At 59.6% G+C, this 13,637-nt stretch carries 15 protein-coding genes; 9 read left to right on the forward strand and 6 right to left on the reverse strand.

Annotated elements, in window-relative coordinates:
- Nucleotides 1-57: 57 nt before the first annotated feature.
- Nucleotides 58-924, forward strand: coding sequence for a DUF6279 family lipoprotein (locus JFU58_RS27705; protein ID WP_201142829.1), 867 nt, complete (start codon nt 58-60; stop codon nt 922-924).
- Nucleotides 925-927: 3 nt separating this feature from the next.
- On the opposite strand, the gene JFU58_RS27710 is transcribed toward JFU58_RS27705, so the two are convergent.
- Nucleotides 928-1,317 carry a hypothetical protein gene (locus JFU58_RS27710; RefSeq protein ID WP_063032476.1) on the reverse strand — a complete coding sequence of 130 codons (390 nt, stop codon included), beginning with the start codon at nt 1,315-1,317 and terminating at the stop codon, nt 928-930.
- 154 nt (nt 1,318-1,471) lie between these two features.
- On the opposite strand from JFU58_RS27710, the gene JFU58_RS27715 reads away from it, so the two are divergent.
- Nucleotides 1,472-1,747: a hypothetical protein gene (locus JFU58_RS27715; RefSeq protein WP_063032478.1), complete on the forward strand. Its 276-nt coding sequence runs from the start codon at nt 1,472-1,474 to the stop codon at nt 1,745-1,747.
- Nucleotides 1,748-1,793: 46 nt separating this feature from the next.
- Here JFU58_RS27715 and JFU58_RS27720 read toward each other — a convergent pair whose 3' ends face one another.
- A complete protein-coding gene (locus tag JFU58_RS27720) occupies nt 1,794-3,140 on the reverse strand; it encodes a DEAD/DEAH box helicase (protein ID WP_063034035.1) in 1,347 nt (448 codons plus the stop codon).
- A 193-nt stretch (nt 3,141-3,333) separates the two neighbouring features.
- On the opposite strand from JFU58_RS27720, the gene JFU58_RS27725 reads away from it, so the two are divergent.
- Complete coding sequence (locus tag JFU58_RS27725; protein ID WP_063032480.1) at nt 3,334-4,632, forward strand: mechanosensitive ion channel family protein; 1,299 nt, start codon at nt 3,334-3,336, stop codon at nt 4,630-4,632.
- 49 nt (nt 4,633-4,681) lie between these two features.
- Here JFU58_RS27725 and JFU58_RS27730 read toward each other — a convergent pair whose 3' ends face one another.
- Entirely contained in the window at nt 4,682-5,326 is a 645-nt protein-coding gene (locus tag JFU58_RS27730; protein WP_063032481.1) for a hydrolase, read from the reverse strand.
- A 153-nt stretch (nt 5,327-5,479) separates the two neighbouring features.
- On the opposite strand from JFU58_RS27730, the gene JFU58_RS27735 reads away from it, so the two are divergent.
- Nucleotides 5,480-6,385: a LysR family transcriptional regulator gene (locus JFU58_RS27735; protein ID WP_063032483.1), complete on the forward strand. Its 906-nt coding sequence runs from the start codon at nt 5,480-5,482 to the stop codon at nt 6,383-6,385.
- On the opposite strand, the gene JFU58_RS27740 is transcribed toward JFU58_RS27735, so the two are convergent.
- From JFU58_RS27740 to JFU58_RS27750, 3 genes are all read right to left on the reverse strand, one after another.
- Nucleotides 6,330-7,211 (reverse strand): carboxylate/amino acid/amine transporter, encoded by an 882-nt coding sequence (locus tag JFU58_RS27740; RefSeq protein WP_063032486.1) that lies wholly within the window; start codon nt 7,209-7,211, stop codon nt 6,330-6,332. The genes JFU58_RS27735 and JFU58_RS27740 overlap by 56 nt on opposite strands.
- Nucleotides 7,212-7,414: 203 nt before the next feature.
- Nucleotides 7,415-8,014, reverse strand: coding sequence for an FMN-dependent NADH-azoreductase (locus JFU58_RS27745; RefSeq protein WP_063032488.1), 600 nt, complete (start codon nt 8,012-8,014; stop codon nt 7,415-7,417).
- A 151-nt stretch (nt 8,015-8,165) separates the two neighbouring features.
- Complete coding sequence (locus JFU58_RS27750; RefSeq protein WP_063032490.1) at nt 8,166-8,480, reverse strand: hypothetical protein; 315 nt, start codon at nt 8,478-8,480, stop codon at nt 8,166-8,168.
- Nucleotides 8,481-8,529: 49 nt separating this feature from the next.
- On the opposite strand from JFU58_RS27750, the gene JFU58_RS27755 reads away from it, so the two are divergent.
- From JFU58_RS27755 to aqpZ, 5 genes are all read left to right on the forward strand, one after another.
- Entirely contained in the window at nt 8,530-9,453 is a 924-nt protein-coding gene (locus JFU58_RS27755) for a LysR family transcriptional regulator (RefSeq protein ID WP_003210710.1), read from the forward strand.
- A gap of 13 nt (nt 9,454-9,466) precedes the next feature.
- Nucleotides 9,467-10,270 (forward strand): alpha/beta fold hydrolase, encoded by an 804-nt coding sequence (locus JFU58_RS27760; protein ID WP_063032492.1) that lies wholly within the window; start codon nt 9,467-9,469, stop codon nt 10,268-10,270.
- A 3-nt stretch (nt 10,271-10,273) separates the two neighbouring features.
- Nucleotides 10,274-10,837, forward strand: a complete 564-nt coding sequence (locus JFU58_RS27765) for a peptidylprolyl isomerase (protein WP_063032494.1) — start codon at nt 10,274-10,276, stop codon at nt 10,835-10,837.
- 83 nt (nt 10,838-10,920) lie between these two features.
- On the forward strand, nt 10,921-12,753 hold the full coding sequence (locus JFU58_RS27770) for an ABC transporter ATP-binding protein (RefSeq protein WP_201142830.1): 1,833 nt from the start codon (nt 10,921-10,923) through the stop codon (nt 12,751-12,753).
- A gap of 179 nt (nt 12,754-12,932) precedes the next feature.
- The gene (gene aqpZ / locus JFU58_RS27775; protein WP_201142831.1) at nt 12,933-13,631 is read left to right on the forward strand and encodes an aquaporin Z; all 699 of its coding nucleotides are present in this window, start codon (nt 12,933-12,935) and stop codon (nt 13,629-13,631) included.
- Nucleotides 13,632-13,637: the final 6 nt, after the last annotated feature.

The raw sequence follows: 13,637 nt of genomic DNA on the forward strand, positions 1-13,637 counted from the left end.
CTGTCGCTGCACTGACGGGTTCAGATGCAATACTCTCGTCTGCGCAAGGACTCGCTCATGCTGCGCCGGTTAAAACTTCTGGTGATGTTGCTGACCCTCAGCCTGGTACTCGCCGGCTGCAATCGGGTAGGCCTGGCCTATCGCAATCTGGATGTGATCATCCCCTGGACCCTCAGCGACTACCTGGAGATGAATGCCGGGCAGAAGAGCAGGTTCAACGACAAACTCAAGGAACACCTGGCTTGGCATTGCACCACTCAATTGCCGGGCTACCTGGACTGGCTCGACCGCCTGCAACAGATGGTCGACAACAACCAGGTGACCGACGCAGCCCTGCAAACCCGGACTACCGAGGCCAAGCAAGCCATTGCCGAAAGCGCCCGGGCGATCACGCCGTCCGCCGTCGAGCTATTGCAGGGGCTGGACGACCAGCAAGTACAGGATATGGAGCAGGCATTCGCCAAGGACCTGCGCAAGCGTCAGGACGAATACCTGAAACCGCCCCTCGAGCAGCAGATCAAGGAGCGCGCCGAGCGTATGAACAAGCGCCTCGATGCGTGGCTCGGGCCGTTAAGCGTCAGCCAGCAGAATCGCGTCACCGCCTGGTCGATCGCCTTGGGTGAGCAGAACCAACAATGGATTGGCAACCGCGCCCACTGGCAAACGCTATTTATCGCAGCGGTCAAAGACCGCCATAGCAGCGATTTCCCACAGAAGATCGAGCAACTGCTGGTGGACCGCGAAAGCCTGTGGACCCCGGAGTACCGCCAGGCCTACGCCCAGACCGAAACCGCAGCCCGTAGTTTGATCATCGACCTGATGGCGGAAAGCACGGTGCAGCAACGCCAGAAGCTCACGCAGAAAATCGACAAGGTGCGCAGTGACTTCAAGGCCCTTAAATGCCTGAAGGCTGGCACCCCGTAGACATCAGGCAATCTGTGCTTTCGACGACACTTCGTCAAACGTCGCCGGATCCAGCGCATCCGCCTGCTCGTCCAGCACCTGCCGCGGGTGATTATCGCCGGGGATGCTGCTGTCGATCAGGCTCAGCAGCTGAGAGCCGCGCAGGGTCAATTTGAAATTCTCACCATTGCCGCACTCTTCCTCTGACCTCGACTCAATAAAGCCGTGCTTGAACAATAACGCCTCGTAATCCGCTGCGAGCTTTTTAAACTCATCGAGATTACCGATGTGCTCTCCGGCAGCAGCCCTTCTAGTCGCTTCCTCTTCGGCATATTTGCGCGGAGCGAAGTTGGCGCCACCGTTCTGTACCTCATGCAGCAATCGTTCGATCAAATCCCAATCGTAAGTCGTCATCCTGATTCCTCCTGAAGGCACACGAAATAGGCCCTTCAAAGGTGTGACATGCCGGACCCATCGTCCGTTCAGCCTAGCGGACAGGCGCGATTTCGCTGAACTTTTAAGCGTTCGCAACCCTCAACCGAACATCATCGCCATGGAGGTCCGAATCATGAAAACCCTGCTGAATATGGCCGTCGCGGCCACGCTGCTCGCCGCCCTGCCCGCCTGGGCCTGCACGCTGGAAGAAGCCACCGCCAAGCGTGAACAACTGGCCAAGGAGGTGACCAAGCTCACCCAACAGAACCCGGAGAAGGCCAAGGAGATCAACGAAGAGCTGCAGAACATGAAGCTGGAAACCGCCAGCGCAGACCTGCCCGACAAGTGCCAACTGATCGACCAGCGCCTCAAGGAAATGGACGAGGCCGCTGCAAAAGCCAAAAACTGAGGCGAAAAAAAACCGGACATTGTCCGGTTTTTTTATGGCTCAAGCCTTACTCGGCAGCCGGTGCTTCCGGCTTGCGGCGCTTCAGAGGCGCCATGCCATCCTTGCTGACCAACGACAGGTTGTCGGTCTTTGGACGGTTGGCAATCTTGCGTTTGGTCGGCGACTTGGCACCGGCCTTCTTCTTGTCGCCCTTGGCGTCGACCTTTTTCTTCTTCACGCCAACAGCTTTGCCCGACGCCTTGACCTTCTTCGGCCCGCCGTAGGTGCCTTTGACTTCCTTGATGGTGCGGCGCTCGAACGACTGCTTCAAGTAGCGCTCGATGCTCGACATCAGGTTCCAGTCGCCATGGCAGATCAGCGAGATCGCCAGGCCATCGTTGCCGGCACGCCCGGTACGACCGATACGGTGCACGTATTCGTCGCCGCTGCGGGGCATGTCGAAGTTGATCACCATGTCCAGGCCATCCACGTCCAGGCCGCGGGCGGCAACGTCGGTGGCCACCAGGATCTTCACGCCGCCTTGCTTGAGGCGGTCGATGGCCAGCTTGCGGTCCTTCTGGTCTTTTTCACCGTGCAGGACGAACGCCTTGTACTCCTGAGCCACCAGGCGACCGTAGATACGGTCGGCCATGGCCCGGGTGTTGGTGAACACGATGGCCTTCTGATAGGTCTCGTTGGCCAGCAACCAGTTGAGGATCTGCTCTTTGTGCACGTTGTGGTCAGCGGTGATGATCTGCTGACGGGTGGTCGAGTTCAGGTCGCTGACATTGTTGACCTGCAAGTGCTCGGGGTTGTTCAGGACCTTGGCAACCATGTCACGCAGGGTCGAACCACCGGTGGTGGCCGAGAACAGCATGGTCTGCTGGCGGTTCACGCACTCTTGTACCAGGCGCTGCACGTCGTCGGCAAAGCCCATGTCGAGCATGCGGTCGGCTTCGTCGAGCACCAGGACTTCAACTTCCTTGAGGTCCAGGTTGCCGGCGTTCAGTTGTTCGATCATCCGGCCCGGGGTGCCGATCAGGATGTCCGGCACCTTGCGCAGCATGGCAGCCTGGACCTTGAAGTCTTCACCGCCGGTGATCAGGCCGGACTTGATGAAGGTGAACTGCGAGAAGCGCTCCACTTCCTTCAAGGTCTGCTGGGCCAGTTCGCGGGTCGGCAGCAGGATCAGGGTCTTGATGCTGACACGGACTTTCGCCGGGCCGATCAGACGGTTAAGAATCGGCAGGACGAAAGCGGCGGTCTTGCCACTCCCGGTTTGAGCCGTCACCCGCAGGTCACGCCCTTCGAGCGCGAGCGGGATGGCCGCTGCTTGCACAGGCGTTGGCTCGACAAATTTAAGCTCGGCCACGGCTTTGAGCAGGCGTTCGTGCAGGGCGAATTGGGAAAACACGGGTGCTACCTCGAAGAAATACAAAAAAACAGCTGCATAGGGTAACGGTTTCGGGCGCTCAGGCCGAGTTTCTTTACGCGAACTGCGTTAATCAGCCGCTTTTTTGTCAGGGAATTTGTCCACAACGACAACTTTGACTTGCTTAAATGCTCTAATCGCCCCGTCACGTCCTACAGAAGAATCGCGTTTACCCATGGATATCAAACAGCTCTGGCTCAACGTCAAAGACCTTTGGGGCACCCTCGACGAACATCCGCTGCTGCACTCCAGCCTGGCGCTGGTGGTGTTGCTGGTGGTGGCATTGCTGCTCGGACGAGTGGCTCGGTACCTCATCCTGCACGCCGTCAAGTTGCTGGGCCGGCAACCCGCGCTGCACTGGCTCAACGACCTGCGGCACAACAAAGTCTTCCACCGCCTGGCGCAGATGACGCCGTCGCTGGTGATCCAGTTCGGCCTGTACCTGGTGCCGGACTTGAGCAAGACCGCCACCCTGTTCATCGGCAATGTCGCCCTGGCGTTCACCATTCTGTTCATGGTGCTGGCGATCAGTGCACTGCTCAACGCCCTGCTGGATATCTACGCCCGCACCGAACACGCCCGCACCCGCTCGATCAAGGGCTACGTGCAGTTGGCGAAAATGGTGCTGTTCGTGTTTGGCGCCATCATCATCGTCGCCACCTTGATCGACCGCTCGCCGCTCTTGCTGCTTTCCGGTTTGGGTGCGATGTCGGCAGTGATCCTGTTGGTCTACAAGGACACCCTGCTGTCGTTCGTCGCCAGCGTGCAGTTGACCAGCAACGACATGCTGCGGGTCGGCGACTGGATCGAAATGCCCCAGGTCGGCGCGGACGGTGACGTGGTCGACATCACCCTGCATACCGTCAAAGTGCAGAACTTCGACAAGACCATCGTCTCGATTCCCACCTGGCGCTTGATGTCCGAGTCGTTCAAGAACTGGCGCGGCATGCAGGCTTCCGGTGGCCGGCGAATCAAGCGCAGCCTGTACATCGATGCCAGCGGCGTGCGTTTCATCCGCGACGACGAAGAGCTGAGGCTTTCCCAGGTACATCTGCTGACCGACTACATGAGCCGCAAGAAGGCCGAGCTCAAGGCCTGGAACGAAGCCCAGGGAAATGTCGCCGCGATGTCGGCCAACCGTCGGCGCATGACCAATATCGGCACCTTCCGCGCGTATGCCTTGGCCTATTTGAAAAGCCATCCGGAAATCCAGCCGAACATGACCTGCATGGTGCGGCAGATGCAGACCACGGCCCAGGGCATTCCGCTGGAGATCTACTGCTTCACCCGCACCACCGCATGGGCTGACTACGAGCGGATCCAAGGCGATATCTTCGATTACCTGCTGGCAGTACTGCCGGAGTTTGGCTTGAGCCTATACCAGCAGCCGAGTGGCGGTGACTTGCGGGCGGGGATGTTGCCGGCGGTGCTGGGGGCCAGTCACCTGCCCCCGGCGGAAAAGGCAGTGATGTAACAACAAAAAACGGCACAACCTGCGTTGTGCCGTTTTTTTGCGTTCAGCCTTACTTGACCTGACGCTGCGGCGCGCCATGCACCATGGTGTAGGCGTAATCCACGCCCATGCCGTAAGCACCGCTGTGCTCCAGGACCAGGCCCATCACCGCGTCGTAAGTCTCTTTGTGAGCCCAGTCACGCTGGTACTCCAGCAGCACTTGCTGCCAGGTGACCGGTACCGCGCCGGCCTGAATCATCCGCTGCACCGACATGTCGTGCGCTTCTTTGCTGGTGCCGCCGGAGGCATCGGTGACGATGTACACCTCGTAGCCTTCGGCCAGGGCTTCCAGGGCCGGGAAGTTCAGGCAAACCTCGGTCCACAGGGCCGCCATGATCAGCTTCTTGCGGCCGGTGGCCTTCACCGCGGCCACCAGTGCCTTGTCTTCCCAGGAGTTCATCGAAGTGCGCTCGATCGGCTGCTGGTCCGGGAACACGTTCAACAGCTCCGGCCAGATGTAGCCGCTGAAGCTCTTGGTCTCAACCGAGGTCAGGATGGTCGGCACGTTGAAGATCTTGGCGGCCTTGGCCAGCGCCACCGTGTTGTTCTTCAGGGTCTGGCGATCGATCGACTGCACGCCAAAGGCCATCTGTGGCTGGTGGTCGATCAAGATCAGGGTGGAGTTGGTTGGGTTGAGCAATTCGCGAATAGACATGGTGACTTCCTTTTAATGTTTTCGATTCGGTAAGGGGTGCGTTCAGCGCCGCTTTGAAGCTTTGCTGGCGGCTTGGAAGTAACTTTACGATCTGGATAAAATCGAGACAATTACCTAAAATCGAGAATCATTGATTCTAAAAAAGGGACAATCATGGATCGCATTGAATGCATGCGCGCGTTTGTCGTCACCGTCGGAGAGAACGGCTTTGCGGCCGCCGCGCGCGCCATGGACGTACCGCGCTCAAAAGTCAGCAAACAGATTCAGGCTCTGGAAGAAGCCATAGGCGTGCAACTGCTTCAGCGCACCACCCGCAGCCTGCATTTGACAGAGGCCGGGGCCGAGTATTTTGAAGCGGCGCGTGAAGTACTGGCCGCCCTGGATGAGGCCGAACAGAGAGCCAGAGACGGCATAGGGGAGCTACGGGGAGTGTTGCGGGTCAATGCGCCGATGTCGTTCGGGCTGCACCGCCTGGGAAGATTGATTCCGCTGTTCCATGAACAGCATCCGCATATCGAGCTGCAACTGGTGCTCAGCGACCAGCAGGTGGACCCGGTACGCGGCGGGTTCGATGTGACCATCCGTATCGCCAGCATGCCAGACTCAACGATGATCGCTCGCCAACTCGCGCCGGCGCCACGGGTCATGGTGGCCGCGCCAGCCTACCTGGCACGCGCGGGCACACCGCAAACCCCGCAAGACCTGCGCCAGCACCAATGCCTCAATTATGGCTATCTGCAAAGCGGCGTCAGCCTGCAACTGAGCAAGGGCCAGGAAACCCAGCGGGTCAACGTTACCGGCCCTCTACACGCCAACAATGGCGACCTGCTGGCCCAGGCGGCAGAAGCCGGGATGGGCATCGCCCTGTTGCCGGACTTTATCGTCGAAGACGCCCTGAACGCCGGACGCCTGGTGCCGGTGCTCTGCGAATGGCAGGCGCCGGCAATCACCATCAACGCGGTTTACTCGTCAGCGCGACGCGTGCCGCAAAAGACCCGCACGTTCATTGATTTTTTGGTGACGCAGTTGGCGCCGACGACCGCAGGCCCAACCGGCTGATCCACACCGCCGCCAGGATCACCGAGCCACCCAGGAACAGCCTGCCGAGCGGCTCATGCTGATTCCAGATCAGCAAGTTCAGCAACAACCCCACCGGCACATGCAGGTTATTCATCACCGCCAATGTGCCGCCATTGACCATGCACGCGCCCTTGTTCCACCAGTACATGCCCAGTGCCGTACTGACCAGCCCGAGGAACACCAAAACGCCCCATTGCAACGGTGCTTCCGGCAGGAAATTGGCCTTGCCGAACATCAGGAACGCCGGCAATGCCACCGCCAACGCGCCGAGGTAGAAGTAACCAAAGCGCCGATAGTGCGGTAGATCGCTCGGATGGCGGGCCACCAAGTGCTTATAAAGCACCTGCCCGGCAGCGTAGGTGAAGTTCGCCAGTTGCAGCAGCAGGAAGCCCACGAAGAAGTTCGGGGTGATCTGGTCAAAGCGGATCACCGCCGCTCCCGTCACCGCTACCAATGCGGCCACCAGCGCCCACGGATTGAAGCGGCGGTTCAGGGCGTCTTCGATCAGGGTCACGTGCAACGGCGTGAGGATGGTGAACAGCAACACCTCCGGCACCGTCAGTACTCTGAAGCTCAAATACAGACATACGTAAGTCACGCCAAACTGCAGCGCGCCGATCAACAGCATGCCGCGCATGAACGCCGGTTCTACCGAGCGCCAGCGGGTCAGTGGGATAAACACCAGCCCGGCCAACAGCACGCGCACCAGCACCGCAAAGTAACTGTCGACGTGACCGGCCAGGTATTCGCCGATCAAGCTGAAGGAAAACGCCTGGATCAGCGTCACAACAAGTAGATAGCCCATGCTCGCCTCATTTTGAATGGGCGCGACATTAGCGGTTTTCGGGGCTTTACGAAACTCAAGGCAAAAAAAACCCGACCTCGCTAAAAGCGTCAGTCGGGCGGGAGCACTCAGGAGCAAAAAGTGCAAAGGGAGGTTCGATACGCGTACTTGAAGGGTTGCGTGGAGCTATCTAAACAGCGGGCGATTATCTGACGATTAACATCTCACGCCACTTGGGCGAGCAGTGCCTTGGCCTGGTTCACGCCCTTTTCCTGGAAGTCACCGCCCAGGTTCACCCCTTCGGCGTGAATGAACGTGACGTCGTGGATGCCGATAAAGCCCATGACCTGACGCAGGTACGGTTCCTGGTGGTCGGTGCTGCCGCCGGCATGAATGCCGCCGCGGGCGGTCAGTACAAAGGCGCGCTTGTCGGTCAGCAGGCCCTGGGGGCCGGTGGCGGTGTACTTGAAGGTCACACCGGCACGCAGCACATGGTCCAGCCAGGCCTTTAGGGTGCTGGGAATCGCGAAGTTGTACATCGGTGCGGCCATCACCAACACATCGGCGGCCAGCAGCTCATCGGTCAGTTCGTTGGAGCGATCCAGGGAAGCCTGTTCGATCGTGCTGCGCTGTTCGGCAGGTTTCATCCAGCCACCCAGCAGGTTGGCGTCCAGGTGCGGCACGGGGTTGATGGCGAGGTCACGTACGGTGATCTGATCAGCCGGGTGAGCGACTTTCCATTGACTGATGAATTGTTGGGTCAGTTGGCGGGAGATTGAGTCCTGCTGACGGGCGCTGCTTTCGATGATCAGAACACGGGCCATGATTATGTAAGCTCCATCGGTGAGTGCTGTAAGGCGATGGAGTGAAGGTTAATCAGAGCCCGTTCGATTAAAAAGCGTAAAAAATTGCTATAACCCATCTAGAAATTTGTTTATAAGCGGAGTATTGCTGTAGGCGTCCTCCGCTTTTGCCTTATTTCGGTGCGCAGGTCAGTTGGATACGCATCTTGATAATGGCACGGCTGAAATTGACCGTGGTGTTGGTAGTTTTCCCTGCTGCGACCGTGACCTTGCGGGTACGCGGCGCTTCCGGACCATTGGTAAAGCGTACCTTGCACTCCGCGTCATTGGGGCCGTAGTTGGTGAGTTGGATCGAACTGATGTTGCTGTCGACGTCCGACGCGCTGTAATCGATCTTCACGCCCTGAATGTCTTTCGTCACATCGGTACTGAATGCAAACGCACTCAACGGCAGCAGCGTCAGCAGCACACAACAGAATTTTCTCATTCGGCAGTCTCCAATAAGGACCGCCAGCTTAGGACAAGAGGAGCTCATCTTGAAAGCGCCCCGCGTTACCCTTGATCAATGGCGCACCCTGCAAGCCGTGGTGGACCATGGTGGCTTCGCGCAGGCGGCCGAAGCGCTGCACCGCTCGCAATCCTCGGTGAGCTACACCGTGGCCCGCATGCAGGACCAACTCGGCGTGCCGCTGCTGCGCATCGACGGGCGCAAGGCGGTGCTCACCGAAGCGGGTGAAGTGCTGCTGCGCCGCTCCCGGCAACTGGTGAAAAACGCCAGCCAGCTTGAAGACCTGGCCCACCATATGGAACAAGGCTGGGAGGCCGAGGTGCGGCTGGTGGTCGACGCGGCCTACCCCAACGCCCGCCTGGTGCGCGCCCTCACCGCCTTTATGCCGCAAAGCCGTGGCTGTCGGGTACGCCTGCGTGAAGAGGTGTTGTCCGGTGTCGAAGAGCTGTTAATGGACGGCATGGCCGACCTCGCCATCAGCGGGTTCATCATTCCGGGTTACCTGGGGACGGAAATGAGCGACGTCGAATTTGTCGCCGTGGCCCACCCCGAACACCCGCTGCACCAACTGCACCGCGAACTGAGCTTCCAGGACCTGGAAAGCCATATGCAGGTGGTGATCCGCGACTCCGGCCGCCAGCAGCCACGGGACGTCGGCTGGCTCGGTGCCGAACAGCGCTGGACCGTCGGCAGCCTGCCCACCGCCGCGACCTTTGTCAGCAGCGGCCTGGGTTTCGCCTGGTTACCCCGGCACCTGATCGAACGCGAACTCAAGGAAGGCCTGCTCAAGCTACTCCCCCTGGAACGAGGTGGCAGCCGCAACCCGACCTTCTATCTTTACTCGAACAAGGACAAACCCCTGGGCCCGGCCACGCAGATTCTTGTCGAGTTACTGCGCACCTTCGACACTGCCCCACTGGACGCGCCGTTCGCCGCACCGCAGCAAGCCTGAACAAGGAGTTCCCATGGCCTATTTCGAACATGAAGGTTGCACCCTGCATTACGAGGAATATGGCCATGGCGCTCCGCTGATCCTGATCCATGGCCTGGGCTCCAGTTGCCTGGATTGGGAGCTGCAAGTGCCGGTACTGTCACAACACTACTGGTTGATCGTGGTGGATGTGCGCGGTCATGGACGCTCCGATAAACCCCGGGAGCGCTACAGCATCGCGGGCTTCACCGACGACCTGGTGGCCTTGATCGAACACCTGCAGCTGCCCCCGGCCCACGTGGTGGGCCTGTCCATGGGCGGCATGATTGCCTTTCAACTGGCGGTGGATGAGCCGCAAATGCTCAAGAGCCTGTGCATCGTCAACAGTGCGCCCCAGGTCAAGGTTCGCACGGCCGGCGATTACTGGCAGTGGGCCAAGCGCTGGAGCCTGGCACGCGCCCTAAGCCTGAGCACCATCGGCAAAGCCCTGGGCAACATGCTGTTTCCCAAGCCCGAACAAGCCGAACTGCGGCGCAAGATGGCTGAGCGCTGGGCAAAAAACGACAAACGTGCTTACCTCGCCAGCTTCGATGCAATTGTTGGCTGGGGCGTACAGGAACAACTTTCGAAAATCTCCTGTCCAACTCTGGTCATCAGCGCCGACCACGACTACACCCCCGTGGCGCAGAAAGAAATCTATGTAAAACTGCTGCCCGATGCGCGGCTGGTGGTGATCGAAGATTCCCGCCATGCCACGCCGCTGGATCAACCCGAACACTTCAATAACACCCTGCTCGATTTTCTCAAGACAGTCGAAACCACAACCCAGGATCACTGACCCATGCTGAAAAAAATCGCCTTCTTTGCCGGTTCCGTACTGTTCGCTGCCAACCTGATGGCGGCCGAACCCGCCAAGGCACCTCACGTCTTGATCACCACCACCAATGGCGACATTGAAATCGAACTGGACCCGGTCAAGGCCCCGATCAGTACCAAGAACTTCCTGGCCTATGTCGACAAAGGCTTCTACACCAACACCATTTTTCACCGGGTAATCCCGGGGTTCATGGTGCAGGGCGGTGGGTTCACGTCGCAAATGTCGCAAAAGCCGACCGAAGCACCGATCAAGAACGAAGCCAGCAACGGCCTGCATAACGTGCGTGGCACCCTGTCGATGGCACGTACCAACGACCCGAACTCCGCCACCAGCCAATTCTTCATCAACGTTGCGGACAATGCCTTCCTCGACCCTGGCCGTGATGCCGGTTACGCGGTGTTCGCCAAAGTGGTCAAGGGCATGGACGTAGTCGACATCATCGTCAACTCGCAAACCACTACCAAGCAGGGCATGCAGAACGTGCCAATCGATCCTGTCCTGATCAAGTCGGCCAAGCGCATCGACTGAAGGCTACAGGGAGTTTCGCGCGGTGCCCGCAAGGCACCGCGCGCATTTGAACAGGAGAGCCCGCCGCGCGGGCGTCATACCTAATGCTCTATCGTCGTTTTGAACAACTGATCGACATCTTCCGCGACGCTCCCAGCGCGGCCCCTCCCGATAAAGTCCTGCCGTTCTACATCTATTACCTGCGCCAGGTATGGCCGTGCTTTGCCGCCTTGCTGGTGGTGGGCCTGATCGGCGCGCTGATCGAAGTGGCGCTGTTCAGCTACCTGAGCCGCATCATCGACCTGGCCCAGGGCACGCCGCCCGCCAACTTCTTCCAGATCCACGCCAATGAGCTGATCTGGATGGCCGTGGTCGCCCTGCTGCTGCGCCCGATCTTCGGCGCCCTGCATGACCTGTTGGTGCACCAGACCATCAGCCCGGGCATGACCAGCCTGATCCGCTGGCAGAACCACAGCTACGTGCTCAAGCAGAGCCTGAACTTCTTCCAGAACGACTTCGCCGGGCGCATTGCCCAGCGCATCATGCAAACCGGCAACTCCCTGCGCGACTCCGCAGTGGCCGCCGTGGACGCGATCTGGCACGTGGCGATCTACGCCATCAGCGCCCTGGTGCTGTTCGCCGAAGCCGACTGGCGCCTGATGATCCCGCTGATCACCTGGATCATCGCCTACAGCCTGGCCCTGCGGTACTTCGTGCCACGGGTCAAGGAACGCTCGGTGATTTCCTCCGAGGCACGTTCCAAATTGATGGGACGGATTGTCGACGGCTACACCAACATCACCACCTTGAAGCTGTTCGCTCATACGAATTACGAGCAGAACTACGCCAAGGAAGCCATCGTCGAGCAAACCGAGAAAACCCAGCTGGCCAGCCGCGTCGTGACCAGCATGGACATCGTGATCACCACCATGAACGGCCTGCTGATTGTCTTCACCACCGGCCTTGCCCTTTGGCTGTGGACCCAATCCCTGATTTCGGTGGGCGCCATCGCCCTGGCCACCGGACTGGTGATTCGTATCGTGAACATGTCCGGCTGGATCATGTGGGTGGTCAACGGCATTTTCGAAAACATCGGCATGGTGCAGGACGGCCTGAAAACCATCGCCCAACCGCTGGCAGTGACCGACCGCGAGAATGCCCCGCGCCTGGAAGTGCCCCATGGCGAGGTGCGGTTCGATCAGGTGGACTTCCACTACGGCAAGAAGAGCGGAATCATCAGCGGTCTGAACCTGGACATTAAACCGGGTGAAAAAATCGGCCTGATCGGTCCGTCCGGCGCGGGTAAATCCACCCTGGTCAACCTGCTGTTGCGCCTGTACGACCTGCAAGGCGGACGCATCCTGATCGACGGCCAGAACATCGCCGAAGTCGCCCAGGAAACCCTGCGCGAACAGATCGGCATGATCACCCAGGACACCTCGCTGCTGCACCGCTCGATCCGCGACAACCTGCTGTATGGCAAGCCGGACGCCACCGATGAAGAGCTTTGGGCCGCGGTGCACAAGGCTCGCGCCGACGAGTTCATCCCGTTACTGTCGGACGCCGAGGGCCGTACCGGCCTGGACGCCCACGTCGGTGAACGCGGGGTCAAACTCTCCGGCGGGCAACGCCAGCGGATCGCTATCGCGCGGGTGCTGCTCAAGGACGCGCCGATCCTGATCATGGACGAAGCCACCTCCGCGCTGGATTCGGAAGTGGAAGCGGCAATCCAGGAAAGCCTGGAAACCCTGATGCAGGGCAAGACGGTAATCGCCATCGCCCACCGGCTTTCCACCATTGCCAGAATGGACAGGCTGGTAGTGCTGGAAAAAGGCCAGATTGCCGAAAGCGGCAGCCATGTCGAATTGCTCGCACACGGCGGTTTGTATGCGCGATTGTGGCAACACCAGACCGGGGGGTTCGTCGGAATAGACTGATTCCGTTGGTTAACTGCACCCTCAATTCCGAACAATTCTGACAGTTTTCTCTATCTCACTGGTCTTGCGACACAATCCTGCTGTACTCCAATCAGGCCCCAGGAGGGCCCTGATTTAAGGCAGCAGGGAAGCGTCACAGACCCGTTAATCAGATAGAGCAATCTACTAAGGATGTGTTCATGTCACTGTTCAAGCGTTCCGTTACGGAAGGACTGGGTACGTTTTGGCTGGTGTTGGGTGGCTGCGGCAGTGCGGTACTGGCCGCATCGTCGCCCGTCGGGATCGGGGTGCTCGGTGTGGCCCTGGCGTTCGGGCTCACGGTACTGACCATGGCATTTGCCATCGGGCACATCAGCGGTTGCCACCTAAACCCGGCAGTGTCAGTGGGGCTGGTAGTGGGCGGAAGATTTCCGGCCAAGGAGTTACCGGCGTACATCATCTCTCAGGTAATTGGTGGCATCGTCGCCGCTGCGTTGTTGTACTTCATAGCCAGCGGCAAGCCAGGGTTCGAACTGGCCTCGGGCCTGGCGAGCAACGGCTACGGCGAGCATTCACCCGGTGGTTATTCAATGACGGCAGGCTTTGTGTGTGAGCTGGTGATGACGGCGATGTTCGTGCTGATCATCCTCGGCGCCACCGACCGCCGCGTGCCGGCGGGTTTCGCGCCGATCGCCATCGGCCTCGCGTTGACGCTGATCCACCTGATCTCGATCCCGGTCACCAACACCTCGGTCAACCCGGCGCGCAGTACCGGTCCGGCGCTGATTGTCGGCGGTTGGGCGCTCCAGCAGTTGTGGATGTTCTGGCTGGCGCCGATCCTCGGTGCAGTGGTCGGCGGCATTACCTATCGATGGCTGGGCACGGAAAAACCCGCCTGAGCCAAA

This window comes from Pseudomonas sp. TH34 (assembly GCF_016650865.1).
Classification (GTDB): Bacteria; Pseudomonadota; Gammaproteobacteria; order Pseudomonadales; family Pseudomonadaceae; genus Aquipseudomonas; species Aquipseudomonas yamanorum.

Excerpts from the sequence above, each read along its gene's own strand:
- JFU58_RS27745 (WP_063032488.1), bottom strand. The coding sequence starts at position 8,014 with ATGGCCCGTGTTCTGATCATCGAAAGCAGCGCCCGTCAGCAGGACTCA.
- JFU58_RS27705 (WP_201142829.1), top strand. The coding sequence starts at position 58 with ATGCTGCGCCGGTTAAAACTTCTGGTGATGTTGCTGACCCTCAGCCTG.
- JFU58_RS27765 (WP_063032494.1), top strand. The coding sequence starts at position 10,274 with ATGCTGAAAAAAATCGCCTTCTTTGCCGGTTCCGTACTGTTCGCTGCC.
- JFU58_RS27725 (WP_063032480.1), top strand. The coding sequence starts at position 3,334 with ATGGATATCAAACAGCTCTGGCTCAACGTCAAAGACCTTTGGGGCACC.
- JFU58_RS27715 (WP_063032478.1), top strand. The coding sequence starts at position 1,472 with ATGAAAACCCTGCTGAATATGGCCGTCGCGGCCACGCTGCTCGCCGCC.
- JFU58_RS27735 (WP_063032483.1), top strand. The coding sequence starts at position 5,480 with ATGGATCGCATTGAATGCATGCGCGCGTTTGTCGTCACCGTCGGAGAG.
- JFU58_RS27730 (WP_063032481.1), bottom strand. The coding sequence starts at position 5,326 with ATGTCTATTCGCGAATTGCTCAACCCAACCAACTCCACCCTGATCTTG.
- JFU58_RS27760 (WP_063032492.1), top strand. The coding sequence starts at position 9,467 with ATGGCCTATTTCGAACATGAAGGTTGCACCCTGCATTACGAGGAATAT.
- JFU58_RS27770 (WP_201142830.1), top strand. The coding sequence starts at position 10,921 with ATGCTCTATCGTCGTTTTGAACAACTGATCGACATCTTCCGCGACGCT.
- JFU58_RS27750 (WP_063032490.1), bottom strand. The coding sequence starts at position 8,480 with ATGAGAAAATTCTGTTGTGTGCTGCTGACGCTGCTGCCGTTGAGTGCG.
- JFU58_RS27710 (WP_063032476.1), bottom strand. The coding sequence starts at position 1,317 with ATGACGACTTACGATTGGGATTTGATCGAACGATTGCTGCATGAGGTA.
- aqpZ (WP_201142831.1), top strand. The coding sequence starts at position 12,933 with ATGTCACTGTTCAAGCGTTCCGTTACGGAAGGACTGGGTACGTTTTGG.
- JFU58_RS27740 (WP_063032486.1), bottom strand. The coding sequence starts at position 7,211 with ATGGGCTATCTACTTGTTGTGACGCTGATCCAGGCGTTTTCCTTCAGC.